Source organism: Mycobacterium marinum, from assembly GCF_003391395.1.
Classification (GTDB): Bacteria; Actinomycetota; Actinomycetes; order Mycobacteriales; family Mycobacteriaceae; genus Mycobacterium; species Mycobacterium marinum.
Genome location: NZ_CP024190.1, coordinates 250,880 through 274,866 on the forward strand (window position 1 = coordinate 250,880; position 23,987 = coordinate 274,866).

Genomic DNA, 23,987 nt, shown 5'->3' on the forward strand with positions numbered 1-23,987 from the left:
GCCAATGTGGCTACGGTGAGAAGCTAAGCGCTGTAAGCCTTTTCACAGGTGGGCCTGACTGAAGAACTGCCAGATGGTGGCGGTGGCGTCCAGCGCCGTCGACGGTGGCGAGATGCCGGCGATCGTTTCCAGGACGGGTTTGGACCTGCCACCGGGCCACTGGTGGCCGGCTCCGGCCACCGAGATCAATGTGACCCTGCGTGCGTCGGCGCAGGAAGCGGATTGGGTTGTCACGACTCCGGAAGTGGTTGAGGTCGGCGGTGCGCACGCATCAATGGCGCGCCAGGTGGCATTGACCGCGGCCGCTGAGGGGCCGTCGACACGCGCACTGCCGTCGAACGAGCGGGCCACGCCCGGCCCGCCGTTGTATGGGACGCGATCGTCGGCGGTGCCGTGGATTTGCAGCACCGATGTGGGCCGCGCGTGGGCGCAATCGGTCAGCAGCGTGCCGGCCACGGGAGCGATCGCCGCGAACTTGTCCGACTGGCAACCCAACCGAAGCGCCATGATGGCACCGGCCGACATGCCGGTAGCGTAGACGCGTGCCGGATCGATCGGGGTCCGGCGCTGGATGGTCGCGACCATATCGGTGATGAATCCGACATCGTCGATGTCGAAGCTCTCCGGCGCGCCACAGCAGGTGCCGCCATTCCAGGCGCGCAGCACACCGTTGGGGTAGGCGACCACGAAACCGCCGCTGTCGGCCTGACTGTTCCAGTGGTAGTCGCGCTGGGCCTGCGCGCCATCACCAAAACCGCCGTGCAACATCACCACAAGGGGCGCCGCGCCGGTTAAGCCACGCGGACGGTACACCCGATAGATCCGGAAAATCCCGCCCGAGTTGAGGATCTGAACCGACCGTCCGGCCGGGATCGGGAAATCGGGCGTTGCCGATAGCCGCGTGCCGACTACGCAGGTGTTGGCCAAGAAGATCAAGGCGGCCAGCAGGCACACGTTGACTACCCGAGCGCATCGAACCGCCACGGCCACATGGTGACACCCAGTCGCATACTTGACAAGCATCTTGCCATTAGTGTCGTGAATGGCAGACTCGGTGTCATGCGACGTGTTCTGGATGCGGCGTGGGAGCCCACGGTGCCGGCCCTGATGCAATTGGTCGCGGCCACAACGGCTCCCCGGTTGAGGTCGGCGTTCGCCGCGGCCGGACTCGATGGGATCCGGCCGGCACAAGCGATCGGCCTCGTTCCACTGGCCGGCGGGGGCCTGCACGCTTCGGACCTGGCCGACCGGCTTGGGGTGAGCAGGCAGGCGGTGGCCCAGGCGGTAACCGCACTGGAACGCCACGGGTATGTCCTGCGGGCGCCGGACCCGGCTGACGCTCGTGCGCGAATCATCGAGTTGACGCCACGCGGCCGCCAGGCGCTTCGGGTGATGCGCGCCAACGCGCTCGATGCCCAGCGGCGGTGGCAAAAGATCCTGGGACCGCGACGATTAGGCGAGCTTCGAGAGACGCTGCAGCTCCTGCTCGATGCGGAGGCCGGGGCGTAGGGGCCGCCGGTGCTGCGGCGCGAAGGCCGTGCCGGCCACCGGGTTCAATGAAACGCGTGACTCATCCGCCGCTTGAATGCCTCGTCGAGGCGCAGGTAGGTGCTGCGCAATGGGTGCCCGGGCCAGTCGTCGCCGATCAGCTCCGCCGGTAGCAATGGGTCGCGTTGGAGGTGGCGGACCACCGCGATCGACAAGGCGAACTGGTAGCTGGAACGTTGCGCCGAAACGTCGCGGCTACTCCGGTCCAGTTCGGCATCCATCGCCTGGATGAGGGCCAGGGCATCGGCCGCCCACTCGTCGAGGGAAAACAGGCTGCTGGCCTTGTCGGCACTGATATCGGTGGCGGCGCCTTGAAAATGGATGCACTGGCGGTCCAGCACCGACCGGGAGATCGGAAGACGTTGCGGGTCAAGGTTATCCGGTCGCACCCAGACGCCTTCGCGCAACTCCGCGAGGTGCAGAGCCATGGCTGCCTTTCTGAGCTCGAGGCGATCGGCCGCGGAGCGGCGATCCAGCGAGACGACCGCCAGTTCCCAGGTTCGGTCCCAGGAGCCAACGGCTGTGTCGGCGATCCGGGACGCCTCGTCGACACGCTGCTGCCGCTCCAGCAGGTGCCCGGCGAGTGCATAGCTGCCTTCGCCGCTGGTCAGTTCGCCGCTGCTGACCATCCGCCACAGGCAGGTGCGGGCGGCGCCGTCGCTGATGCCGAACAGGGAGGCCACCGCCACCAGTTCGGCCACCGTGAGTCGGGCCTGGTCGGCGCCCAGCAATGCCGATGCGAGCACCGAACGTGCGCTGAGCGGCCGGTTGCCGATCAGCCGGCGTACTCGGGCCGCGGACTTCGGGGACACCTAACCTCCATATCACCGAATTGTTGACGCGTGATTTCTACGGTGTGATACTGGCATACGTGAGCTCGCCGACGAAGCCGTTGGTTGCCGAGGATGCGGAGATCGTCCGGCGCGTCCTTGCCCATATCGATGCCGGGACCACCGACGAGGGCGAGGCTTGGCGCGAGCCGGTCGAAAACTACGTCAGTCCAGAGCGCTTCGCCGCCGAGTTACGGTTGCTGCGCGGCATGCCGAGTGTGTTCGTGCCGTCGGCCGCGATCCCGAACAAGGGCGATCACGTGGAACGGACCGCCTTCGGGGTGCCCCTGTTCGCGGTGCGCGGCGCCGACGGGCGAGCGCGGGTGTTCCGCAATGCCTGCCGGCATCGCGGCTTTGCTCTGGTGGAGAACGCCGGATGTTCTCATGCGCTGGTGTGCCGCTACCACGGTTGGATATACCGTCTGGACGGGTCGTTGTCGCATGTCCCGCACGCGGAGGCCTTCCCCGACCTGGACATGTCCGCGCGTGGCTTGATCGAGGTGGAGAGCCACGAGGTGGACGGGCTCATCGTGATTGGTCCACTCGACCCCGTGGACGCTGGCCTGATCGAGGACGAGGGAGCGATCGGCTGGCTGACCGACGGTAGCCCCTGGCGGGCGAAGCTCGTCCCGGCCGAGCGCCTGATTGTCGTGGAATCAATGCTGCGGGAGATCAATTGGAAGGTTCTCGTAGAGCAGTTCCTAGAGGGCTACCATATCCGGTCGACCCACAAAGACACGTTCTTTCCCGTCCAGTACGACGATCTCAATGTGGTGGAGGCATTCGGGCCCAACACTCGTATCACCTTCCCGTACCGCAATATTGAACGGCTCCGAGACCGTCCTGAGCACACCTGGACCACGGGTGCCAGGGTGACGTATCTGTATCAGCTGTTCCCCAACGTCATGTTGGCGACGTTCCCGGATGTGATCGCCATGGTCGTGATCGATCCGGTGAGCGTCGATCGCACCGCCGTGACCATCTATTCGATGGTCACCCCCGATGTCGCCGAGCGTGATTCGCTCGACGCGTCGAGCAACTTGGCCGGCGCGGGCAGCTTCATCGGGCAGGGCCTCTCCGAGGACAACGAGATGTCTGAGGGCGTTCAACGTGGCCTCGCCGCCGGGGCAAACGATTTCGTCGAGTTCGGTCGGCACGAGAGCGCGGTCGGACGTTTCCATGCCACCCTCGGTAGGCGGTTGGCTCGGTTGACCTCCGCCGGGTGACGTTTCGAGGCGTCCGGGCCGAAGGCGGCTATCGTGGGCAACCGGAGGGTTCGCCGGAAAGCGATGAGAGTTCGGCAGGCGATTCCGGTGTGGCGTCCCATCGCGTCGGACTGCCCATGGATGGCGGTGCGTCCGTGATGACGCTGGTGAAGGAGCGCAACCGCAGGCTGTTGCCCACCACGAACACGCTGGAGAACGCCATCGCGGCACCGGCGAGCATCGGATTGAGCAGACCGAAAGCGGCCAACGGGAGCGCGGCGACGTTGTAGCCGAAGGCCCAGAACAGGTTGGTCTTGATGGTGTTCAGGGTCCGCCGGGAGAGCCGGATCGCGTCTGCTGCGGCACGCAGGTCGCCGCGCACCAGGGTGAGATCGGCGGCCTCGATCGCCACATCGGCGCCGGTGCCCATCGCCAGTCCCAGATCCGCGGTGGCCAACGCGGCAGCGTCGTTGACGCCGTCGCCCACCATCGCGACGATCTTGCCTTCGGACTGCAGGCGCCTGACCGCGGCAACTTTGCCCGCTGGCAGTACATCGGCGATGACCTCGTCGATACCGATCTCGTCGGCGATGTGGCGCGCCACCGTGGGGTTGTCACCGGTTAGCAGCACCGGGGTTAGCCCCAGCCGCTTGAACTCCCGAATGGCCGCAGCGCTGGTGGGTTTGACGGTGTCGGCGATCACCAGGATGGCGCGCGCCCGACCGTCCCAACCCACCGCGACCGCCGTCTTGCCCTGGCTCTCGGCCCGATCCTTGGCCGCTGCCAGGTCCGGGTCGAGGTGCTGTGCCCAGTCCGCTAGCAGGCCGGCGCGTCCAACGATGACGGCGTGCCCGTCGATAATGCCCCGAACCCCTTGACCTTCGGTGTTGGCGAAGTCCGCCGGCTCGGGCAGCGCGCCCAGTTCTGCCCTGGCGCTCTTGACGATTGCCGCCGCGATGGGGTGTTCGGAGGCGGCCTCGAGCCCGCCCGCGTAACGCAGCGCCGTTGCCCGGTCGGTGTCGGGCACGGTGATCACCTCGAGCAGGGTCATCTTGCCGGTCGTCACGGTTCCGGTCTTGTCCAGCACGATCGTGTCGACTCTGCGGGTGGACTCGAGCATTTCGGGCCCCTTGATGAGCACCCCCAGCGCGGCCGCGCGCCCGGTGCCGACCAGCAGTGCGGTCGGAGTCGCCAGTCCCAGCGCGCACGGGCAGGCGATGATGAGCACGGCCACCGCGGCGGTCAGCGCCGCGCTGACCGGATAGCCCGCGCCGAGCCACACACCCAGTGTGGTCACGGCGATGGCGATGACGATCGGCACGAATACCCCGGAGACGCGGTCGGCGAGCCGTTGCACGTCGGCTTTGCCCGATTGGGCGGCCTCGACGAGCTTGGCCATCTGCGCCAGCTGGGTGTGCTCACCGACCCGGGTGGCGCGCACCACGAGGCGCCCGCCGGCGTTTGTGGTGGCGCCGGTGACGGTGTCCCCCGGGCCGACCTCAACCGGGACGGACTCCCCGGTGAGCATCGACGCGTCCACCGCCGAAGAGCCGGCGACGACGGTGCCGTCGGTGGCGATCTTTTCGCCCGGGCGCACCACGAACTCGTCGTCGACGGTGAGTTCTTGGACGGGGACCCGGATCTCGGCGCCGTTGCGCAATACCGCTACGTCTTTGGCGCCGAGCTCGAGTAGCGCCTGCAAGGCGGCGCCCGCGCGCCGCTTGGAGCGCTTCTCGAAATACCGGCCCGCCAACACGAACGCGATCACCCCGGCGGCCACCTCGAGATAGATGTTGGATGCGCCGTCACCGGGTGTGATGGTCAGCTCGAAGGGGTGGCGCATCCCGGGTTCTCCGGCCGTACCCAGGAACAGGGCGTACAACGACCACAGGAACGCCGCGAGGGTCCCAACCGAGATCAAGGTGTCCATGGTGGCGGTGGCGTGTTTGAGATTGACCCACGCGGCTTGGTGGAAAGGTCGGCCCGCCCACACGATGACCGGCGCGGCCAGCGCCAGCGAGGCCCACTGCCAGTACCGGAACTGCAGGGCGGGCAGCATCGCCATCAGGATCACCGGGCCGGCCAGCACAATCGCGCCGACCAATCGACCGCGCAGCGACGCCAGCTCGGGGTCGACGCCGTGCGTGTCCGTTGTTGCCGCCGCCGCGGGCTGTTGCCGGTGCTGCGGCAAAGCCGCTGCGTAGCCGGCCTTCTCGACCTCGGTGATCAGGATCTGCGGGTCATACCCGGCCGGGGCAGTGACGGTGGCCCGCTCGGTCGCGTAGTTGACGGTCGCGCTGACCCCGTCGAGCTTGTTCAACTTCTTCTCGATGCGCATCGCGCATGACGCGCAGGTCATCCCGGCGATGTCCAGCTCGACGTTGCTCAGTGTGGCCGGCAAACCGGTCGTCTCGGGCATGGTGTGCTCCTTACTGATGTGTTGCCGGATGGCTGGATTGCTCTGCAGCGCAGCGCACGAACTGGGCGGTGTGCACTCGCCCGTTCACCTGGAAGTCGAGGTAGAGCAGGTAGCGGCCCGGGGTGGGCGGTTCGGTGGTGAAGGCAATCTGGGCCGGGCTAGCCGATCCGGCCGACGCCGCGCCATTCTCGGGATGTGCATGCAGATACGCCAGGTCTCCCTCGCGCAGCACCACCAGATGTCCGTATGCACCGAGGTAGGGCTGCAGGGTCGTGACCGGCTGGCCGTCCCGGGTGACGGTTGCGATCAGCCGCGACGGTGACTGGGCCGTGAACGGGCCGTCGATGGTCACGGTGAACCCGTCGGTCCGGCTGACGTTTGTCGCCGACGGTGGTGGGTCCGGGGTGAACATGCCCCCGACATTGAGCGCATATGTCAGGACCGTGGGGTTGCCGCCTTCCGGGACGAAGTCGGCGAACACCCGATAGGTACCGGCGGCGTTCCATGCCCATGGGATTGACCAGCGGCCCTCGGCGCTCATCGTGGGATGGACATGGCGAAACTCGGTGCCGTCGCTGCGAACCACGATGAGATGAAGTTTCTTGGCGTTCTCGATCGCATACTTCGTCACCGGCACGCCGCCGAGCGACTGGACCCGAAATGACAAGGTGCCCTGCACTCCGACCGCGGGTGGGGCCGCGACGTCGTCGAGCATCAGATCGCCCGCACTGAGGGACACCCCGCGCACCGGTTGCGCCCCAGCCTGGTGACCGGCGTGCCCGGACCGAGCCCAGGACGTCGAGATCGGGTGCGCAATCACCGCACCCCCGACCAGGAATGCCGCGCCGAACAACGCGGCCATGCCCGTCGCGTACAGGGCTAGTCTGGCGCGCGCGCTCATGCGACCAGAACCGCCTGGTAGCCGGCCTCGTCGATCGCACCCAACACCGTCGTCGGATCAATCGGAGCCGACCCCGCAACCAGCAGCCTGCCCGTTCGCGCGCTGACGGCGACCGTGGCGACACCCGGGATCTGGGCCACCTCGCTTCGGATGGCGGATTCGCAATGCCCGCATCGCATCCCGGCGACCTGGTACTCGCTGGTCTTCATCACTCTCCCATCTATACCCCATGGGGGTATGTAACCACCCTGTCTATATACCCCCCAGGGGGTATATCTGTCAAGGGCTTCGGGCGTGATGTTTTTCCAGCGGGTGTCCCGGGTGTGGAGCGGCTACCGGCCGGTGGCAAGGCAAATGGGCTAGCGGGTTACGTAGGCTGGGGCCGAGTTCACGTGACGCGAGGAGAACTGATGACTGTCGTGGTTGTCGATGCGGGCCCTCGTCGGGTCAGTCGTTCCGTCGAAGTGGCCGCTCCCGCGGCCGAGCTGTTCGCAATCGTTGCTGATCCGCGGCGCCACAGCGAACTGGACGGCTCCGGCACGGTTCGCGACAACATCAAGGCGCCGGTGACCCTGGTGGCCGGCACGAAGTTCTCGACAAACATGCGGATGTTCGGCGTGCCGTACCGCATCACCAGCACGGTGACCGCTCTCAAGCCCAACGAATTGGTCGAATGGCGGCATCCGGCCGGGCACCGCTGGAGATGGGAGTTCGAGTCTCTCTCGCCCACGCTCACCCGCGTCACCGAGACCTTTGATTACCACGCGGCGGGTGAGCTCAAGAACAAGCTCAAGTACTACGAGCGGATTGGCGCGTGCAAGGCCAACGCGGCCGGCATCGAAGCAACGCTGGCCAAGCTGCGTGACCGCTACGCCGCGCGATAGGTCAATAACGGCCCCCGCCGTCACTCACCGTGATGACGCGGGGTCCGCGGCGTCCCAGGGCACGACTCCCGACACCCAGTGCGTCAGTTGCTCCACCTGGTCGTTTCGGTGCAGGTGTCGTGGCGGCGTCGCGAAGGTGGAGTACGGCCGGCAGCGGATCACGACGCGGTTCTCGCGTTCGCACATCGCCTCGACGCTCGGGCGCGCCTGGGCGTCGAGCGGTTGCCCCGACATCCGGCCGGCAACGGCCATCATGACGTCGACCGCCAGCTCACGGTCCGGATCTAGCATCGCGTCGGCGTAGACCTGCAGATAGGTGAACGGCCAACGCTCGTCGAGGACGCACAAGCTGACCTTGCCGTCGCGCTCGACGACTCTGGCTTTGCCGCGCCCGGCCATGGTGGCCACCAACAGTTCGTCGTCATCGGTGGGGATGTAGTAGACGATCGACATCCCCGGGCCGTCGTTGCGCCGACGGTATCCAAACACGCACGTGCGGTGGGTGCGGACGAACTCGCGGCGCTCGGACGGCAGCATGTCGCGGTCGGTAGGTGCCGTGTAGGGCTGCGCTGACAGGGGCAGGAGCATGATGAACCATCCTTGTTCTCGGGTAGGCGGGCCAGGGGTCAGGGCTTCGTGGTGGCGGACTCGGGAATGTCGGCAACGCGGGGTAGCACCTCTTCTGCCAGCAGCCTCAGGCTGCTCCAGCCGACCTCGACAGGCAGCCCTCCGATGAGCGGGTTCATCACGACTTCCTTTCTGCCCCGTTGCAGCTGGCCGACCAGTTGGTCGGGAGTGAGGATCTGCACGTTGTCGAGGCCACGCAGCTCGGCGATCGAAGCCGCCGGTGCTTCGTTGGGGCGGGGGACACCGGCGCGCTTCCAGCCGCTGTACTCGGCGGCCTCGTTCATGATGAAACCGCCGAACCGGGACCAGGCTTCGTCGGGGTCGGCGTGCAGTAGCGTTACGGTGCTGCCGTTTTCGGGGTGGTAGACGAATCCCCGCTGGTTACGGCGGGCCAGCTCCTGGTGGTATACGGCCTCGAGTTCGGGCATCGCCATCGGTGGCGAGAACGGCAAGCCGAAGCGCGCGGCCCGGCGGGCCGCCGCAACGCTCATCCCGCCGACGAAAAGGATCGGGTGTGGATGGGTGCGCGGTTTGGGGGTGACATTGATCAGCCGGCCGTCGTATTCGAACGGATCATCGCCCCACGCCTGCAACAGCACCGAAAGGCAGTGGTCCATCAGGGCACCCCGGCGCGACCAGTCCTTGCCGGCGGCGTGGTACTCCTGGGGCCGGTAGCCCATGCCGGCCACGAAGCTGAAGCGGCCCAGGGACAGGTTGTCGAGCACGGCGATGTCTTCGGCGAGCCGAACCGGATCGTAGAGCGGGACGATCAGAGCATTGATGCTGATGCGCACGTTTCGGGTGCGTCCGGCCACCGCGGCGGCCAGAATCAGCGGCGACGGCAGCCAGCCGGTCGCGGCCAAGTGATGTTCTTCGGCGCTGACCGCGGTGAACCCGTGGTGGTCGGCATATTCGGCCATGTCGAGCGCGGCGCGATAGCGCTGGGCGTGGTCGGCCGCCGGATCGGCGATGTTGGTCATGTTCAGCCGCAACGCGGTCAGCAAACTCATGTTCGGTGCGTGGCCGTTGGTTTGGCTCCCGCGAACAGTGATCCTCGGAGCAGTTGCTTGGCCGAGTCGAGTGTGACGTCGTAGGACTGCGGACCCAGATTCGCCGCTTGCTCGGTGAGGCCGCGCGTCAGTGCGCAGATGGCGTCCACCGCGGCGCCGGCGGCGATGCCGGCGGACAGCACGCCCCGCCCCCGGGCGTCGTCGACGATTTCGGTGATGACGTCGCGAAGGGCCTTGGAGCCCGGGTAGGTTCGGCGGCCGCCACCGGTCTGGTCGGCATTCTCGGCGCGCACCGCTCGTAGGAACCCGGCCAGGTAGGGATAGTCGCGCATCAACCGTTTCGACTCATCCAACACCGCGTCGAGCCGGTCGACGATGTCATCGGAAGAGGCCGCGGCGGCATGGAGCCGGGGCAAGACGATCTCTTCGATCTCCGTGGCGGTGGCATTGAGTAGCTCCGACTTGTTCGGAAAGTAGTGGTACAAGCTGCCGCTGGTCATGTCGGCCGCCTTGGCGATCTCGCGGATCGACGCCTGGGCGGGGCCGGCCTCGGCCACACAACGCATTGCCGCGGTGATGATCCGTTGCCGGGTTTGTTCGCCGCGCGCGCCCACCGGCCGGCCGAGCTGGGATCTCGTCGAGAAGGTGGGGACGGTCATGTCAGGCGGCACTCGCAATCGGGCTGTCGATCACTCACCGCGGCCCCGCGGACGCCGGAAGTCATGATCATTCGAATATATTCGACTATGCCCGCAAAGCGCCCACGGCCGATGAATATGCAAGACCCGTTGGTGAGGATCCGACCGCAATGACCCGCACGCAGCTGGGCCGCCCGGTGGGCGCCAGTGGCGAGGAAACCCGTCAACGGATCATCGTCGCGACGATGCAGTGTGTCAGCAAAGTGGGATATGCGCGTGCCACCATCCGGGAGATCGCTCGCACCGCGAATGTGACCAGTGCCAGCTTGTACAACTACTTTCCGAACAAGTCCGAGCTGATCAAGGAGACGATCGCGGCCAGGGCCGATGCGGCGATGCCGCGACTGCGGCGGGCCGCCGAAGGCGGCGGCAACATCGTTGATCGCATCGAAGCGGTGCTCGACGAGTGCGGCGAGTTGATCCGGGAATACCCGCAACTGGCCGCCTTCGAGTTCGCCATCCGGGCCGAAGACGGGATCGCTCTGGACGCCCAGGAGGGGAGCGGCCAACTCGGCGAAGTCGGGTTCACCGCGTTTCGAGAGATAATCAGGGGCCTGGTCGAGGATGCCCGGCGCCGGGGTGAGCTTGCCGAGCAGGCCGATACGGCCGGTGCGATAGAGGCGATCTACGCGCTCATCTACGGTCTGACCGAACTGGCGGCCACCCTGCCACTGGACCAATTCCACGCCGCGCTGAGCGCGGCCAAGGGTTTGATCAGGGGCACGCTGTTTCGCTGCTGATGGTCGAACTGGCGATTTGTGGGGCCTCGAATACGTGGTGATCGCTTGATATGATCAAGCGATCACTTATAGGGTCATCTCGCGTAGAGCGGAGTTGAGACCTTGACCGAAACCGTCGGGTGCGCGTTCGACGTTGATGTGTTGCGCCAGAAGTACGCCGAAGAGCGGACAAAGCGGCTGCGTCCCGACGGGATCGCGCAGTACGTGGAGATCGCGGGTGAGTTCTCCCGATTCGGCGAGGATCCCTGGGCGGATGAAGAATTCGCGCGCGAACCCCTTACCGACGAGGTGGACGTGGCGATCATCGGGGCCGGCTTCGGCGGTCTGCTGACCGGTGCACGGCTGCGCCAACTCGGTGTGCAAAGTGTGCGGCTGATCGACCGCGCGGCCGACGTTGGGGGTACCTGGTACTGGAATCGGTATCCGGGGATCGCGTGCGATGTCGAGTCGTATGTGTACATGCCGCTGCTCGAGGAGCTTGGCTACATTCCGACCGAAAAGTACGCCAAGGGCGCCGAGATCTTTGCGCACTGTCAGCGCATCGCTGCGAAATACGACCTGTACCGAGATGCCTGCCTACAGACCGAAGTCCACGAAATCCGCTGGGATGCGGACATATCCCGCTGGATCATTCGGACCAATCACGGGGACCGGATGCGGGCCAGATTCGTATCGATGGCCAACGGATATCAGGCCAAGCCCAAGCTGCCCGGGATCGCCGGGATCGCCAGCTTTGGCGGCAAGACGTTCCACACCAGCCGGTGGGACTACGGCTACACCGGCCAGGGCTTGCAGAATCTGGCCGACAAGCGGGTCGGCATCATCGGCACGGGCGCGACGGCAGTGCAGTGCGTGCCCCACGTGGCGGCGGCGGCCCAGCAGCTCTACGTGTTTCAGCGCACGCCTTCGTCGGTGGATGTGCGCGCCAATGAACCCACGGATACCGAGTGGGCTGCCACATTACAGCCGGGCTGGCAGCGCAGACGCATCAAGAACTTTCAAGTTCTGACCGCCGGAGGGCAGGCATCCGAAGATCTGGTCGCTGATGCCTGGACGAGCATTACCCGCAAGCTTCCCGTGATGCGTCACGACAGCCCCGGCACGACGGACCCGGAGAAACGCTCGCGGGAAATCGAGTTCGCCGACTTCGCCAAGATGGAGGAGATCAGGGCGCGGGTCGATCAGCTGGTGACCGATCGTGCCACCGCGCAAGCACTCAAGCCGTGGTACGGATACTTCTGCAAACGGCCGTGCTTCCATGACGAATACCTGCAGACCTTCAACCGCGACAACGTCACCCTGGTCGATACCGAGGGGCGCGGCGTAGAGCGCATCATCGAGTCCGGCGTGGTGGTCGACTCGGTGGCCTACGAGCTGGATTGCCTGATCTTTGCGACGGGGTTCGAAGTTGGCACCGACTACTGCCGTCGCACCGGCTTCGAACTGATCGGCCGGGACGGCATCACCCTGACCGACCGGTGGCGCGACGGTGTGCGCACCTTTCAGGGACTGTGTGCCAACGGTTTCCCGAACTGCTTCATCGAAAGCATCGCCCAGGCCGGCCTCACGGTGAACTTTCCATATCTGCTCGATGTGCAGGCCAGTCATGTCGCATGGATCATCGCCTGGGCGCTCGAGCACGGGGTGAGCGAGGTTGAGGCCTCGCCGGAGGCCGAGGCCGCTTGGGTCGAGGCGGTGGTGGCCCGTTCGGCGGCGACCGCCGAGCGGGCCAAGACCTGCACCCCCGGCTATTACAACCGCGAGGGGAAGGCGGATGCCAAGACTCGCCAGGGCAGCTTCTTCTTCGGCGCTCCCACCGAATACGCCGACATCCTCGAGACATGGCGGGCCAAAGGGGACCTGGAAGGTCTGGCGATTCGTGGTGCCCAGGTGCCACGATGACCCGGCCGGCGGCCCGGCTACGGTACTTCGCGGGCCGGCTCCGGGCGGCGACCCGGCGTGGGCGCCCACCACGGGTCGTCATCATCGGGGCCGGTTTTGGCGGCATCGCCGCCGCCGTTGCGCTGCGCGGCGCGGGCATTGATGATTTGGTGATTATCGAGGGCGCCGACGGCGTTGGGGGGACCTGGCGTCGCAACACCTATCCGGGAGCCGCCTGCGATATTCAGAGTCATCTGTACTCATTTTCGTTTGCGCCCAACAAATTCTGGAGCCGCACCTATGCTCGCCAACCCGAGATCCTGGCTTACCTGGAATCGGTCGTAGACGATTTCGATCTACGCCGCCACCTGATGCTGAGCGCCAGGGTCCGCTCGATCCGCTGGGACGAGGACACGTGGGGGTGGGTCTGCCAGGTGGACCGGGCCGGGGGGACCGCTACCTTGACCGCCGACGTAGTGGTGTGTGCGACCGGCTTGTTCGGGCCGCGCAAGCTGCCCGACATCGCCGGGCTGACCGATTTCGGTGGCACGTTGATGCACACCGCCGGCTGGGATCACCGTGTCGATTTGACGGGAAAACGGGTGGCGGTGATCGGCACCGGGGCCAGCGGGGTGCAGGTCGTCCCCGAACTGGCGAAGCTCGCTGGGCGCCTGACGGTATTTCAGCGCACCCCACCTTGGATGGTTCCCAAGGACGATCGCCGCTACACCGCAACCGAATTGAGGCAGTTTCGGCGCAACCCGCTGGCAATTCGGCGGACCCGCTGGCAGATCTGGAAGTTCCAGCATGACAACACCGCTACCTTCGCCGATGATCCGGTGGTGACATCGCGCACCCAGATCGCTACCTCCTTCCTGGAGCGCGTCGTCGCCGATGAGCGGCTGCGCCGTGCGCTGACGCCCGGCTATCCGTTCCGTTGTAAGCGAGTGCTGCTGGGTGATGACTTCTACCGGGCGCTACAGCACGACCACGTCGAACTCGTTTCTGATCCCATCGAGCGAGTCACCGAGACCTCGGTCGTCACGACTGCCGGGCAAGTCGTAGACGTCGATGCGGTGGTGCTGGCCACGGGATTTGAGACGTCGCGCTACCTGTCGGGCATCGAGGTGATCGGCACCGGAGGGCAGTCCCTACACGAGCGGTGGGGTGATGACCCCGCCGCCTACCTGGGTGCGGCAGTCGGCGGCTTTCCGAACTTCTTCATGCTCTACGGTCCGAACACCAACCAGGGCGGAAACTCGATCGTCTACATACTCGAGGCCGGCGCGCGCCTGGTGGCCAGCGCGGTCAGTCGGCTGGCGCGCCGCGGTGGATACCTCGATGTCCGTCCGGAGGCGGAAAGGCGCTACAACGACGAGATCTCCGCGGATTTGGAACGCACGATCTGGACTCAGTGCCAGAGCTACTTCCGCTCACCTTCGGGGCGCATCGTCACCCAGTGGCCTTACACCGAGCTGGAATACGCGCGCCGAACCTGGCGGATCAGGCCACGGGACTGGTTGCACCACAAGGGGGTGTCGCCGGCGGCGCAACGGGGCGGGCCGGGGAGCGCGGCGTCAGCTCAGACTGAAATCGATGACCCCGCGGATCAACTCGCCGGCAACCAGATCGGCGTAGGCATCGTTGATGCTGTCGAGCGAATAGCGCTTGGTGATCATCTCGTCCAAGAGTAACTGCCCCGACTGGTACATCGTGGCCAGCAGCGGAATGTCACTCTTTGGGTTGCACGAGCCAAAGACCGTGCCACACAGCGTCTTATTCATCAGCACGAAGTCTTGAAGACCGACGGCGATGGAGTGCATCGCGGGGTCCGGCAGACCGGTGAGCACGCAGGTTCCGCCCTTGCGGGTCAGCGACAGTGCCGCCGCGACGTCGGCCGGGCCGATCGTGGCGGGGGATACCACGACCACATCCGCCATCACGCCGCGAGTTAGCTCGCGCACCGTCTCAACGGCCTCGTCCGGTGCCGCCGCGGTATGAGTGGCCCCAAAGGTCAGCGCGGATTTGCGCTTGAACTCAACGGGATCGACCGCGATGATGCGGGTCGCTCCCTGGATACGGGCGCCTTGGATGGCCGCTGTTCCGATGCCGCCCGCGCCGATCACCACGGCGATGTCGCCGCCGCGGACCTGAGCGCGTCGTGCCGCCGAGCCATATCCGGTCGGTATCGCACAGGCCAGCAGGGCTGCCGGCACCAGCGGGAACGTCTGATCAATCTTGACCAGCGAATCGGCCGAGACCACCGTATGTTCGGCGAACGCGCCGATCTTGGACACGTGGCCGAGGTCGCGTCCATCGAGGCTGTGATGACGGAACGTACCGTCGGTGGGCATTCCGGGTGCCAAGGTGCCGTATCCGGTATCGCATAGGTATTCCATTCCCGTTGCGCACCAACGGCACTGGCCGCACACCGCGATGAAAGACGTCACCACATGGTCGCCGGGTGCGAACCGGGTCACCCCCTCGCCGACCTCGAGCACGACGCCGGATCCTTCATGGCCGCCGATGGTCGGGGACATGGTCGGCAGCCCCAAAGAGCGCAGTGTTTCCGGTGGTGGCGCGAGGTTGCCGCGTCGGATGTGTTCATCGGAGTGGCACAGTCCGGTCGCGCTCAGTTGCAGCAGCACCTCGCCGGCGCGCGGCGGGTCGAGCTCGAATTCTTCGACGGTCCAGGGGTGACCGTACCCATAAAGGATGGCCGCGCGGCTTCTCATTGAAGGTCGTCCTCCTCTGGCAGGTCGCCTCGACAACTCAGCACAACCTTGCCACCAAGTGGCTTCGCAATCTCGTCCTGAAAGCCAGGCCGTCTCTTACAATCAATCGATTGATTATATGACCGGTCGTCCCGTGGCGGAAGGACATCGATGTCGCATCTGGTCGCGATCCCAGACCTGCTCGCCAGTGCCGCGGCCGATCTGGCGGGCGTTGGCTCGTCGGTGTGTGCGGCCAACGTGGCGGCCGCCGGCTCCACCACCGCACTGCTGGCGGCCGCCGGTGATGAGGTCTCGGCGGCCATCGCAACGCTGCTTTCCGGCCAGGGGCGGCAGTACCAGGCGATCAGCGTTCAGGTGGCCGCCTTTCACGCTCGATTCGTGCAGGCGTTGGGTGGCGCCGGGGGTGCGTATGGTGCCGCCGAGCAGGCCGGCATTTCGCCGCTACAGCTCGTCGAGCGGGACCTGCTGGGCGTGATCAATGTGCCGAGCCAGGCGCTAACGGGCCGCCAACTCATTGGCGATGGTGCCGATGGTGCGCCGGGCACCGGCCGCGACGGCGGCCCCGGCGGATTGTTGTACGGCAATGGCGGCGACGGCGGGTCCGGCGCCGCCGGTCAGGTCGGCGGCAACGGCGGTAATGCGGGGTTGATCGGCACCGGTGGGGCGGGCGGGCAGGGCGGTTCGGGGGTGAGCACGACGTCGGCGCAGGCGGGCGGCCGCGGCGGATCTGGCGGACTGTTGTTCGGTAACGGCGGGTTGGGCGGGCAGGGCGGTTCCGGTGGAACCAGCGGAACCGGCGGCCCGGGCGGCCCGGGTGGCTCGGCCCAATGGATCGGTGACGGGGGAAACGGGGGCAGCGGCGGGTCGGGCGTCGACCCCGGGGCCGGCGGCGCCGCCGGCAACGGCGGCCGGCTCTACGGCCACGCCGGTTCCGATGGTGCCCAGGGCGCGCATGTCGGTGCGCCGGGTGACCCCGGCAATCCGCCGGACCCGGGCTCTGGGGCCGGCCAGAACGCGGTTGACGCGGCCGCCGGGAGGGACCTGGTGGCGTCCAACGCCGGACCCATTACGAATGCCTCACTCGACGAGATATCCGGCATCGAGTCCGGCGTCGCCAACCCGAACATCTATTGGGTGCACAACGATTCCGGGGATACGGCGCGGGTATTCGCCATCGATGCCAAGAGCGGGGCCACGCTGGGCACCTACACGCTCAGCGGTGCGAAGGCATCCGACTGGGAGGACATCGCGATCGGTCCCGGACCGGTGCCGGGCCAGTCCTACCTCTACCTGGGCGACATTGGCGATAATGGGCTCTCCCGCAGCGCAATAGCCGTCTATCGGGTACCGGAGCCGATAGTCACCGGCACCGCCGCCAACCCCGTCACCACCACGCTGACCGGTGTGGACACGCTCAATCTCAAATATCCCGACGGCCCACACAACGCGGAGGCGCTCATGGTGGACCCGCGCACGGGACGCATGCTCATCATTGACAAGACCTCGAGCGGCAATCCCGCGATCTATTCGGCGCCCACTGGACTGGCTAGCGGCAGCACCACCACCCTGCAGGACGTGGGCACGCTGGCATTGCCGAGCGGCTCTGGCTACTTGGTGACCGGGGCCGATGTATCGCCGGACGGAACGCAACTGGCCGTGCGCACCTATGGCCACGTCTACTTGTGGAATCGTGATCCTTCCCAAGACATTTGGATGGCGTTGGCGCAGCCGGCGGTTGCCGGCCCGACACCGGATGAGTCGCAGGGCGAAGCGATAGCCTTTCACCCGGACGGCAACGGCTACGTGACCGTGAGTGAGGGGACAAACCAGAACCTGCACAACTTCGATGCGCCATCCACGGTCTAGCATCCAGATGACGGTCTGACCGGTTGCCCGGTCTGGCTCGTGCGGCTAGCCGCTCGCCCTGATGGCGGCGACGACACCGCCGTCGACCAGGAGCTCCGCCCCGGTGATGAATGTTGCCTCGGGGCCCAGCAGGAAGGCCGCCGCTGCGGCGATGTCGTCGGGGGTTCCGATTCGACCGGTCCCGGACATGGCGATCATCGCCCGCATCCCATCGCCGACCGGGGAGGCGAGTTCCTGCTGTCCCATGGGTGTCGAGATGATGCCGGGGCTGATCGAGTTGACTCGTGCCTCCCGCTGCCCCCATTGTCGGCTTGCCGCACGGACCCGAATGCTATTGGCCTGCTTAGCGAACGGATAGGCGAAGGCCGGCTCCACGATGCTGCCGACGAAGGCCAGTTCGAGCAACTGTCCGGGCGGGCGGTGGGCGAGCTCGTGTTCTTGTTCGGCGCTGGGCGGCGGCAACAGATGGCCCGCCATGCTGGCAATGATCACACCCGCGCCCCCTGGGGCGATCACCGCGCCGAACTCCTGCAGCACCAGCGCAACGCCGACTAGGTCGACGGCCAGGATTTCCTGCGCTGACGCTTGCGCCGGAGACAACCCCGCGGTGTGCGCCAATTGTGTGACGGCACCGAGGGTGGCGGCGTACTGGGCGAGATCGTGAACCGACTCCGCGGCGCAGACATCCACGCCGCGGCTCCTGACGTCATGTCCTTCCGCGGCAAGGGATTCGGCTACCGATGCCAACGTGTCGGCGTTATTGTCGGCCAACAGCACCGTCTTGCCCGAGCCGAGCCGCCGGGCGATCGCCTGACCCATGCCGCCGACCCCGATCACGGTCAGAACGTTCCGGCTCACAGCTACCCCATCTTCTTCGGCCCCGCCGACCTACTCCCCGAACCCGCGCGAACTGGCAACGCGGCCCGGGCCGCCCCAATGGCCAACAATAGGGCGGCTGAGGCTACCTTCGACAGGTGCCGGCGGGACAACCGTGGAACATCAACATTCATTACGACGCGTTGTTGGCTGCCACCGTCGCGCCGGGTACCCAAACCGCTCTCGACGTCGGGTGCGGGGACGGCTTCCTGTCGGCCCGGCTGGTTGACCGGGTACCCGATGTCACCGCTTTGGACGTCGACGCGGACGTGCTGCGACGCGCAGAACACCGATTCGCCGACACCTCCATCCGGTGGGTGCACGGCGACGTCATGACCGGCGAGCTACCGCATCGCGGCTTCGACGCGGTGCTCGCCAACGCGTCGTTGCACCACATCGAGGACACCCGTGGGGCATTGATCCGGCTTGCGGAGCTGGTGTTGCCCGGCGGAACGCTGGCGGTGGTGACCTTTGTCAGACCGTCCCCGCGAAACGTCCTGTGGCACCTCACCGCGTGGCTGGCTACTGGCGTCGCCAATCGAGTCAGACGGAAATGGGAGCACACCGCCGCCATCAAATGGCCACCGCCGGTGACGTTTTCACAGCTGCGCGAACTAGTTCGGGAACTGCTGCCCGGGGCCCGAGTGCGGCGCTTGCTCTATGGGCGGGTGCTGATCACCTGGCAGGCGCCCGGCTGACCGCCCGAGCTCAAGGCGACGGTGCTGGCCCGCGTGAGCAGCGCAACGGCTTCGGACTCACCGAGGCCGTTTGGGTCGGTTGAACACCGGCGGGCGCTTCTCGAGAAAAGCCATCATCCCCTCGCGGGCATCATCGGAACTCAAGGTTGCGTGGATGGCCCGTCGCTCCGCGGCGAGTAGATCGTCCAAAGTCCGGTGCTCGCAGTCATGAAAGGCTCCCAGCATGGCCCGCACGGCAAGAGCGGGTTGCCCCGCTAACTCCAGGGCGAGCTGCGTCGCTCGGTCCTTCAGCTCGTCGAGTGGCCACACCTCATCGACGAGACCGATGGCATGTGCCTGCGGCCCGGTCACGGTCTTGGCCCGCAAGACCATGCCGAGGGCATGCTGGCGCCCCACGGTCTTGGCCAACCGAGCCGAGCCTCCCCAGGCAGGAGTCGAACCCAGGTGCAACTCGGGCAGCCCGATCGACGCCCCTTCCTCGGCGGCGAGGCGGAAGGTGCAGCCCAGTGGGAGTTCGAGGCCGGCTCCCAGGCAGTGGCCGAACAGCGTGGCGACGGAAGGCTTGCCCATGTTCTCGATGCGCTGGATGAGATCGAGGCGTCGATCGAAGAACGCGTCGACGCTGCCCGCCGCCTGGATGCCGGTTGGCAGTTCCTTGAGGTTCATCCCGACGGAGAAGTTCTCCAGACCGTCCGCGGTGATGACGAAGGCCCGGATCTCGTCGTCGGCGGCAATGTCGTCTACCACCTCGCTGAGCCGCTCAACGTAGGCCAGGCCCATCCGGTTCCGTGGCGCATCCGTGTTGGTGACGATAGCGACACCGCCGTCGAGCTTCTCGTACCGCAGGGGCTCATCCATAGTCGTCACGAGCCTACACCCGGTGGCCGGTGCGGCTGCCGATCTCGCCGCCCGCAGCTACCTCCGCGCGCGACCCACTTCCATATCGTGCGCTGTAACAACGGCATGGCAATGACGTTGCGGGCAAACGAGATCTGTGGAGACAAAGACGAGACGCGATGCCAAGCGGGTAGCGCAGGCCGTCTCGGAAATGTCTTGTCCATCTTTGCGTTCGGTCATGGCGTACTTCGAAGCTGGTCGGTGGCTTGGGAATGCCACTGCGCGCGCGCTTGCACGGTTCGCGCAACGCGTTGAATGATCGGCTCGTGACCAAGCGTGAAGATCATGGTGTGAATCGCTGGGAGCTGCTGGTCTGCTCGGTGACCGGTCATGCCACCTACGCACCCGATGACCGGGCACTGGCGGACCGGCTCAGCGCCGACACCGAGTTGGGTGAAGTGTGGCGCTGTCTGCGCTGTGGTGACTTCACGCTCGGTGCGCCGCGTGGCCGCGGGCATCCGGAAGACGCGCCGTTGATCATGCGTGGCAAGGCGCTGCGTCAGGCCATCATCATTCGCACGTTGGCGGTCGAACGCCTGTTTCGGGCGATGGTGCTCGGGCTTGCGGCGTGGGCGGTATGGGAGTTTCGCGGCGCGCGGGGAGCCATTCAGACAACCCTTGATCGGGATTTGCCGATCTTTCGCGCCGCCGGGTTCAAGGTCGATCAGATGTTCGTCGTTCAGGAACTGGAAAAGGCGCTGGCCGCAAAGCCATCGACGCTCGCGTTGATCACCTTCATGCTCGCCGCCTACGCCGTCCTGCAGGTGGTCGAGGGGGTGGGCCTGTGGCTGCTCAAACGCTGGGGCGAGTACTTCGCGGTGGTGGCAACCTCGGTCTTCCTGCCGCTGGAGATCCACGACCTGGCCAGGGGGATCACCATGACCCGGGTGGTCACCTTCAGCATCAATGTGGCCGCCGTGCTGTACCTGCTGATCTCCAAGCGGCTGTTCGGTCTGCGCGGTGGGCGCAAGGCCTATGACGAGGAACTGCATGGTGAGCAGCTGCTGGACCTGGAGCGCGCCGCCATGGTGACATGACGGACCGGCTCGGCGCGGCGACGCTCAGGCCCGGATCTGCTTGGACTGGATGAATATCCCCTCGGCTTCCACCGTTATGCCGCTTTCGTCGGCGATGTGGCCGACCGAGAACGTCTTGACCCCTTCGATACGTTCAACGCGGCCCTCGGCGCGTAGCGGCCGTCCGAGCACGGTGCCGCGCCGGTAGCGCAAGGTCAGCGTCCCGGTATAGGCGGGGCGGCGCGGCAGATGGGCCGTCGCGCCCAGCACATGATCGAGGATCATCGAGCACACGCCGCCGTGCACATGGCCTGGCGGCCCCTCGTAAGCCGCGCCCAAGGTGAACTCCGACCACACCAGTCCGTCGGGTTCGTGATGGATCGACAACGGTGGTGCGACCGGGTTGCGCACACCCACCACAACATTGCCCCACGCGACGGTCTCACCCTCCGGAGTCAGCTGGACGCCGAACCCTCCCGGGTGCAGCGCGTCACTCAATTCCTCGGCAGCACTGTCGATTTTGGCCATGGAAGCGGTGACCGTCGCCGGATCCGCCTGGGTGCGGATGCTGACGTCGATGAGGCGACGGATCGATGCGGTCAGTGGCCCGTAGACCGACTCGAGCAGGTCGAAATCGGTGCCAGGCCATTCGTCGGGCATCCTCGCAACCTAACAGCGCTGCGGGGCCGGCGAGCAGGCATACTGCGCTCAGCAACGAACGGAGGTCGGTATGGGGACCTATGCGATCACGGGATCGGCGTCTGGGATGGGAAATGCGACCGCGAGTCGGCTTCGGGAAGCGGGCCATCGGGTGATCGGCGTCGACCTCGATGGCGCCGACGTCGTCGCCGATCTGTCGACACGGCAGGGCCGGTTACGGGCCGCAAGCGACGTCATTGCGGCCTGTGACGGCAGGCTCGATGGCGCGGTGCTGGCCGCGGGATTGGGGCCGAGTCCGGGCCCGGGCCGGCTGCATCGCATCGCCCAGGTCAATTACCTGGGTGTGGTGGAGCTATTGCAGGCGTGGCGGCCCGCTCTAGCTGCCGCCGAACGGGCCAAAGCGGTTGTGATCGCGAGCAATTCGACGACGACTGTTCCGATGGTGCCGCGGCGCAGCGTGCGGGCGCTGCTCGACCATGATGCCGACAAGGCGGTGCGCGCGGTGCGGTTGTTCGGTAGAGCCGCGCCTTCGCTGATGTATGCGGCGTCGAAAATCGCGGTGAGCCATTGGGTTCGGCGCCAGGCGGTGCTGCCGGAGTGGGCCGGATCGGGGGTGCGGCTCAACGCTCTGGCGCCCGGCGCGATCATGACGCCGCTGCTGGCCGAACAGCTGTCGGACCCGACTCAGGCCAAGGCCGTCCGGTCGTTCCCGATCCCGGTCGGTGGATTCGGCGAGGTCACCCACATGGCCGACTGGATATGTTTCATGCTTAGCGACTCTGCGGATTTCCTCTGCGGCAGTGTGGTGTTCGTGGATGGCGGTTCCGACGCGTACTTTCGCGCCGACGACTGGCCGAGGCCGGTCCCGGCCCGCCGGCTGCCCGGCTACCTGCTGAAGTTCCGGCGAGGCTCCCGCACCACAGTTCGCTGACATCCGTCATTGACAGGTGTCAGTTAATGCTCGTACGGTATCGGTGTGGGCTCGACCGCGTCGACTACCGCGCCGCACTCGCCGCAGCAAAAGGTGCGCGCGGCTCAGCGGCTGCGCACCCGGGCGCGGGTATTCGATGCCGCGGTCGCCGAGATAGGTCGGCGCGGATTAGCCGGCGCGGATGTGGCGGCGATCGCCGCGGCGGCCGGGGTGGCACGGGGGACGTTCTACTTCCACTTCCCCACCAAGGAGCACGTCTTGGTGGAGTTGGAGCGCGCCGAGGAACTCGCCATTGTGGCAAAGCTGCGCGATCCAACCACCGATTCCACCGACCTGGTATCGGTATTGAGTTCGCTGGCGCACCAGGTGGTTGCCGTCGAGCGACGGCTGGGCCCGCTTGTGTTCCGGGACATGCTCGGATTGCACTTTGCCCCAACCCGGCCGGTCGAGGACCAGCTGGGCGAACACCCGTTGGCCGAATTCGTCATTGAGACGATCGCGCAGGCGCAGCGGGCGGATCGGGTCCCACCGGATGCCGACGCGGGTGAGCTGGGGGTGATCTTCCTGACCGGTTTGTTCGCGTTGCTGGCCACCGGCGCGACGACCCCGGACGCGCGGACCGCGTTACTGAACCGCTTTGTAACGACCGTTGTTCACGGAATGGAGGCACGATGAGCAGTTCAGGTATCGAGGGCTACCGCGAATATCTGGCCCGACGCGACGGCGAGGCGGACCTGTTGCATCGCCGGCTTGCCACCCGGGAAGAGTTCTTTGCAGCGCTAGTAGCCGAGCCCATTCGCTCGGCGCGCCACGTCGATCGGCAGGTGTTCCTGCGCAACCTGCGGCGGCGTCGACCCGAGCCGGGACTCGACCGGGCGATGTTGTTCTTGCTGGCCACCGCCAAGCTGAACCAGGCTGAGCGGTTTGGGGTGAACCTGGGCGAAACCTACGGAGTCAACAGCGGTGCCGACCTGCCGCCGGAGCGGGTCTACGTCGAACTCGAGGAGCACTATCACACTCGGCTGCTGGCGTACGTGCTGGACATGTTTGGTCTGCCGTTCCAGGTGATTGCGCCACCGTTGCTGGTGCGCCAGTTCGTCAAGATGAGCGTGTTCCTGCCGGATCGACTCGCATTCCCAATCGTGGGCGCGGGCGAGATGGCGGGTTGCATCATGTTCGACGAGCTGCGACGCGCCGGAGTCGAACTGTTCGCCGACGAACCGGCGGTGGCGGCCCGGATCGAGCGCCTCTACAGCGAGATACTCACCGACGAATTGGGCCACGTCGGCTACTGCGCGGCAAGCTGCAACGCCGCGGGCCGGGCCACGATGCGCCGGCTGTACCCCGTTGTCGGACGGTTCTTCGCTCGCCAGACCTACGAGATAAGTCTGCTCGTCGATGTGGCGAAGTTTCGGGCCCGCCTGGACCGGCCGTTCGACGTCGACGAGCTCGCCGCCGGCCTGACAAACGAAACCTTTGTAGCCGCGCTGCCCTGATCGACCGGCCGAGCCCGCTTTGGCCTGTCGCTACAATCGCGGTCAGGTTTTTGGGCCACCGGTGGAGTT

The 23,987-nt window shown here is 66.3% G+C and carries 24 protein-coding genes; 12 read left to right on the top strand and 12 right to left on the bottom strand.

Annotation, left to right across the window (positions count from 1 at the left end; genetic code table 11):
• Positions 1 to 42: 42 nt before the first annotated feature.
• Positions 43 to 954: an extracellular catalytic domain type 1 short-chain-length polyhydroxyalkanoate depolymerase gene (locus CCUG20998_RS01080; RefSeq protein ID WP_020731344.1), complete on the bottom strand. Its 912-nt coding sequence runs from the start codon at positions 952 to 954 to the stop codon at positions 43 to 45.
• A 105-nt stretch (positions 955 to 1,059) separates the two neighbouring features.
• Between CCUG20998_RS01080 and CCUG20998_RS01085 the strand changes: the two genes are divergently transcribed.
• Positions 1,060 to 1,509, top strand: coding sequence for a MarR family winged helix-turn-helix transcriptional regulator (locus CCUG20998_RS01085; RefSeq protein ID WP_020731345.1), 450 nt, complete (start codon positions 1,060 to 1,062; stop codon positions 1,507 to 1,509).
• Positions 1,510 to 1,553: 44 nt separating this feature from the next.
• Here CCUG20998_RS01085 and CCUG20998_RS01090 read toward each other — a convergent pair whose 3' ends face one another.
• Entirely contained in the window at positions 1,554 to 2,360 is an 807-nt protein-coding gene (locus CCUG20998_RS01090) for a PaaX family transcriptional regulator C-terminal domain-containing protein (RefSeq protein ID WP_020731346.1), read from the bottom strand.
• Between the two features lie 44 nt (positions 2,361 to 2,404).
• On the opposite strand from CCUG20998_RS01090, the gene CCUG20998_RS01095 reads away from it, so the two are divergent.
• Positions 2,405 to 3,604 (top strand): aromatic ring-hydroxylating oxygenase subunit alpha, encoded by a 1,200-nt coding sequence (locus CCUG20998_RS01095; RefSeq protein WP_020731347.1) that lies wholly within the window; start codon positions 2,405 to 2,407, stop codon positions 3,602 to 3,604.
• Positions 3,605 to 3,632: 28 nt separating this feature from the next.
• Here the strand turns inward: CCUG20998_RS01095 and CCUG20998_RS01100 are convergent, their stop codons facing one another.
• The 3 genes from CCUG20998_RS01100 to CCUG20998_RS01110 are packed head-to-tail and all read right to left on the bottom strand — an operon-like array spanning position 3,633 to position 7,112.
• Complete coding sequence (locus tag CCUG20998_RS01100) at positions 3,633 to 6,002, bottom strand: heavy metal translocating P-type ATPase (protein WP_020731348.1); 2,370 nt, start codon at positions 6,000 to 6,002, stop codon at positions 3,633 to 3,635.
• Between the two features lie 10 nt (positions 6,003 to 6,012).
• Positions 6,013 to 6,903: a hypothetical protein gene (locus CCUG20998_RS01105; protein WP_036456888.1), complete on the bottom strand. Its 891-nt coding sequence runs from the start codon at positions 6,901 to 6,903 to the stop codon at positions 6,013 to 6,015.
• Positions 6,900 to 7,112 (bottom strand): heavy-metal-associated domain-containing protein, encoded by a 213-nt coding sequence (locus tag CCUG20998_RS01110; protein WP_036456892.1) that lies wholly within the window; start codon positions 7,110 to 7,112, stop codon positions 6,900 to 6,902. Before CCUG20998_RS01110 ends, CCUG20998_RS01105 begins: the two co-directional genes overlap by 4 nt.
• Positions 7,113 to 7,313: 201 nt before the next feature.
• Between CCUG20998_RS01110 and CCUG20998_RS01115 the strand changes: the two genes are divergently transcribed.
• The gene (locus CCUG20998_RS01115) at positions 7,314 to 7,787 is read left to right on the top strand and encodes an SRPBCC family protein (RefSeq protein WP_015354047.1); all 474 of its coding nucleotides are present in this window, start codon (positions 7,314 to 7,316) and stop codon (positions 7,785 to 7,787) included.
• Positions 7,788 to 7,811: 24 nt separating this feature from the next.
• On the opposite strand, the gene CCUG20998_RS01120 is transcribed toward CCUG20998_RS01115, so the two are convergent.
• From CCUG20998_RS01120 to CCUG20998_RS01130, 3 genes are read right to left on the bottom strand one after another with little or no spacing between them, the layout of a single operon-like run.
• A complete protein-coding gene (locus tag CCUG20998_RS01120; protein ID WP_015354048.1) occupies positions 7,812 to 8,375 on the bottom strand; it encodes a pyridoxamine 5'-phosphate oxidase family protein in 564 nt (187 codons plus the stop codon).
• Positions 8,376 to 8,413: 38 nt separating this feature from the next.
• The gene (locus tag CCUG20998_RS01125) at positions 8,414 to 9,424 is read right to left on the bottom strand and encodes an LLM class flavin-dependent oxidoreductase (RefSeq protein WP_020731351.1); all 1,011 of its coding nucleotides are present in this window, start codon (positions 9,422 to 9,424) and stop codon (positions 8,414 to 8,416) included.
• On the bottom strand, positions 9,421 to 10,083 hold the full coding sequence (locus CCUG20998_RS01130) for a TetR/AcrR family transcriptional regulator (RefSeq protein ID WP_020731352.1): 663 nt from the start codon (positions 10,081 to 10,083) through the stop codon (positions 9,421 to 9,423). The genes CCUG20998_RS01125 and CCUG20998_RS01130 overlap by 4 nt, the downstream gene beginning before the upstream one ends.
• A gap of 149 nt (positions 10,084 to 10,232) precedes the next feature.
• Here CCUG20998_RS01130 and CCUG20998_RS01135 point away from each other — a divergent pair, with 149 nt between their 5' ends.
• The 3 genes from CCUG20998_RS01135 to CCUG20998_RS01145 all read left to right on the top strand — a co-directional run bounded on the left by CCUG20998_RS01135 (position 10,233) and on the right by CCUG20998_RS01145 (position 14,437).
• On the top strand, positions 10,233 to 10,862 hold the full coding sequence (locus CCUG20998_RS01135; RefSeq protein ID WP_012392234.1) for a TetR/AcrR family transcriptional regulator: 630 nt from the start codon (positions 10,233 to 10,235) through the stop codon (positions 10,860 to 10,862).
• Positions 10,863 to 10,964: 102 nt separating this feature from the next.
• Entirely contained in the window at positions 10,965 to 12,764 is a 1,800-nt protein-coding gene (locus CCUG20998_RS01140) for a flavin-containing monooxygenase (RefSeq protein WP_020731353.1), read from the top strand.
• Positions 12,761 to 14,437: a flavin-containing monooxygenase gene (locus CCUG20998_RS01145; protein WP_103654053.1), complete on the top strand. Its 1,677-nt coding sequence runs from the start codon at positions 12,761 to 12,763 to the stop codon at positions 14,435 to 14,437. Before CCUG20998_RS01140 ends, CCUG20998_RS01145 begins: the two co-directional genes overlap by 4 nt.
• Here CCUG20998_RS01145 and CCUG20998_RS01150 read toward each other — a convergent pair.
• Entirely contained in the window at positions 14,321 to 15,478 is a 1,158-nt protein-coding gene (locus CCUG20998_RS01150) for a Zn-dependent alcohol dehydrogenase (RefSeq protein WP_081651114.1), read from the bottom strand. The genes CCUG20998_RS01145 and CCUG20998_RS01150 overlap by 117 nt on opposite strands.
• 150 nt (positions 15,479 to 15,628) lie before the next feature.
• Here CCUG20998_RS01150 and CCUG20998_RS01155 point away from each other — a divergent pair, with 150 nt between their 5' ends.
• Positions 15,629 to 17,344: a PE family protein gene (locus CCUG20998_RS01155; RefSeq protein ID WP_020731355.1), complete on the top strand. Its 1,716-nt coding sequence runs from the start codon at positions 15,629 to 15,631 to the stop codon at positions 17,342 to 17,344.
• A 45-nt stretch (positions 17,345 to 17,389) separates the two neighbouring features.
• On the opposite strand, the gene CCUG20998_RS01160 is transcribed toward CCUG20998_RS01155, so the two are convergent.
• Positions 17,390 to 18,202, bottom strand: coding sequence for an SDR family oxidoreductase (locus CCUG20998_RS01160; protein WP_020731356.1), 813 nt, complete (start codon positions 18,200 to 18,202; stop codon positions 17,390 to 17,392).
• Positions 18,203 to 18,318: 116 nt separating this feature from the next.
• On the opposite strand from CCUG20998_RS01160, the gene CCUG20998_RS01165 reads away from it, so the two are divergent.
• Entirely contained in the window at positions 18,319 to 18,918 is a 600-nt protein-coding gene (locus tag CCUG20998_RS01165) for a class I SAM-dependent methyltransferase (RefSeq protein ID WP_020727718.1), read from the top strand.
• Between the two features lie 57 nt (positions 18,919 to 18,975).
• On the opposite strand, the gene CCUG20998_RS01170 is transcribed toward CCUG20998_RS01165, so the two are convergent.
• Positions 18,976 to 19,776 carry an enoyl-CoA hydratase/isomerase family protein gene (locus CCUG20998_RS01170; protein ID WP_020731357.1) on the bottom strand — a complete coding sequence of 267 codons (801 nt, stop codon included), beginning with the start codon at positions 19,774 to 19,776 and terminating at the stop codon, positions 18,976 to 18,978.
• Positions 19,777 to 20,081: 305 nt separating this feature from the next.
• Between CCUG20998_RS01170 and CCUG20998_RS01175 the strand changes: the two genes are divergently transcribed.
• The gene (locus tag CCUG20998_RS01175; protein WP_036451748.1) at positions 20,082 to 20,852 is read left to right on the top strand and encodes a DUF2127 domain-containing protein; all 771 of its coding nucleotides are present in this window, start codon (positions 20,082 to 20,084) and stop codon (positions 20,850 to 20,852) included.
• A 24-nt stretch (positions 20,853 to 20,876) separates the two neighbouring features.
• On the opposite strand, the gene CCUG20998_RS01180 is transcribed toward CCUG20998_RS01175, so the two are convergent.
• The gene (locus CCUG20998_RS01180; protein ID WP_020731359.1) at positions 20,877 to 21,491 is read right to left on the bottom strand and encodes a PaaI family thioesterase; all 615 of its coding nucleotides are present in this window, start codon (positions 21,489 to 21,491) and stop codon (positions 20,877 to 20,879) included.
• A 70-nt stretch (positions 21,492 to 21,561) separates the two neighbouring features.
• On the opposite strand from CCUG20998_RS01180, the gene CCUG20998_RS01185 reads away from it, so the two are divergent.
• From CCUG20998_RS01185 to CCUG20998_RS01195, 3 genes are read left to right on the top strand one after another with little or no spacing between them, the layout of a single operon-like run.
• Positions 21,562 to 22,422: an SDR family oxidoreductase gene (locus CCUG20998_RS01185; RefSeq protein WP_020731360.1), complete on the top strand. Its 861-nt coding sequence runs from the start codon at positions 21,562 to 21,564 to the stop codon at positions 22,420 to 22,422.
• Positions 22,423 to 22,467: 45 nt separating this feature from the next.
• The gene (locus CCUG20998_RS01190) at positions 22,468 to 23,097 is read left to right on the top strand and encodes a TetR/AcrR family transcriptional regulator (RefSeq protein ID WP_020731361.1); all 630 of its coding nucleotides are present in this window, start codon (positions 22,468 to 22,470) and stop codon (positions 23,095 to 23,097) included.
• Positions 23,094 to 23,918: a hypothetical protein gene (locus tag CCUG20998_RS01195; protein ID WP_020731362.1), complete on the top strand. Its 825-nt coding sequence runs from the start codon at positions 23,094 to 23,096 to the stop codon at positions 23,916 to 23,918. Before CCUG20998_RS01190 ends, CCUG20998_RS01195 begins: the two co-directional genes overlap by 4 nt.
• The last annotated feature ends 69 nt before the right edge of the window (positions 23,919 to 23,987 follow it).

What these genes read in the sequence shown, in the direction of transcription:
- CCUG20998_RS01195 (WP_020731362.1), top strand. Translation starts at nt 23,094, where the DNA reads ATGAGCAGTTCAGGTATCGAGGGCTACCGCGAATATCTGGCCCGACGC.
- CCUG20998_RS01150 (WP_081651114.1), bottom strand. Translation starts at nt 15,478, where the DNA reads ATGAGAAGCCGCGCGGCCATCCTTTATGGGTACGGTCACCCCTGGACC.
- CCUG20998_RS01135 (WP_012392234.1), top strand. Translation starts at nt 10,233, where the DNA reads ATGACCCGCACGCAGCTGGGCCGCCCGGTGGGCGCCAGTGGCGAGGAA.
- CCUG20998_RS01145 (WP_103654053.1), top strand. Translation starts at nt 12,761, where the DNA reads ATGACCCGGCCGGCGGCCCGGCTACGGTACTTCGCGGGCCGGCTCCGG.
- CCUG20998_RS01130 (WP_020731352.1), bottom strand. Translation starts at nt 10,083, where the DNA reads ATGACCGTCCCCACCTTCTCGACGAGATCCCAGCTCGGCCGGCCGGTG.
- CCUG20998_RS01110 (WP_036456892.1), bottom strand. Translation starts at nt 7,112, where the DNA reads ATGAAGACCAGCGAGTACCAGGTCGCCGGGATGCGATGCGGGCATTGC.
- CCUG20998_RS01180 (WP_020731359.1), bottom strand. Translation starts at nt 21,491, where the DNA reads ATGCCCGACGAATGGCCTGGCACCGATTTCGACCTGCTCGAGTCGGTC.
- CCUG20998_RS01105 (WP_036456888.1), bottom strand. Translation starts at nt 6,903, where the DNA reads ATGAGCGCGCGCGCCAGACTAGCCCTGTACGCGACGGGCATGGCCGCG.
- CCUG20998_RS01115 (WP_015354047.1), top strand. Translation starts at nt 7,314, where the DNA reads ATGACTGTCGTGGTTGTCGATGCGGGCCCTCGTCGGGTCAGTCGTTCC.
- CCUG20998_RS01185 (WP_020731360.1), top strand. Translation starts at nt 21,562, where the DNA reads ATGGGGACCTATGCGATCACGGGATCGGCGTCTGGGATGGGAAATGCG.
- CCUG20998_RS01100 (WP_020731348.1), bottom strand. Translation starts at nt 6,002, where the DNA reads ATGCCCGAGACGACCGGTTTGCCGGCCACACTGAGCAACGTCGAGCTG.
- CCUG20998_RS01170 (WP_020731357.1), bottom strand. Translation starts at nt 19,776, where the DNA reads ATGGATGAGCCCCTGCGGTACGAGAAGCTCGACGGCGGTGTCGCTATC.
- CCUG20998_RS01155 (WP_020731355.1), top strand. Translation starts at nt 15,629, where the DNA reads ATGTCGCATCTGGTCGCGATCCCAGACCTGCTCGCCAGTGCCGCGGCC.
- CCUG20998_RS01125 (WP_020731351.1), bottom strand. Translation starts at nt 9,424, where the DNA reads ATGAGTTTGCTGACCGCGTTGCGGCTGAACATGACCAACATCGCCGAT.
- CCUG20998_RS01120 (WP_015354048.1), bottom strand. Translation starts at nt 8,375, where the DNA reads ATGCTCCTGCCCCTGTCAGCGCAGCCCTACACGGCACCTACCGACCGC.
- CCUG20998_RS01085 (WP_020731345.1), top strand. Translation starts at nt 1,060, where the DNA reads ATGCGACGTGTTCTGGATGCGGCGTGGGAGCCCACGGTGCCGGCCCTG.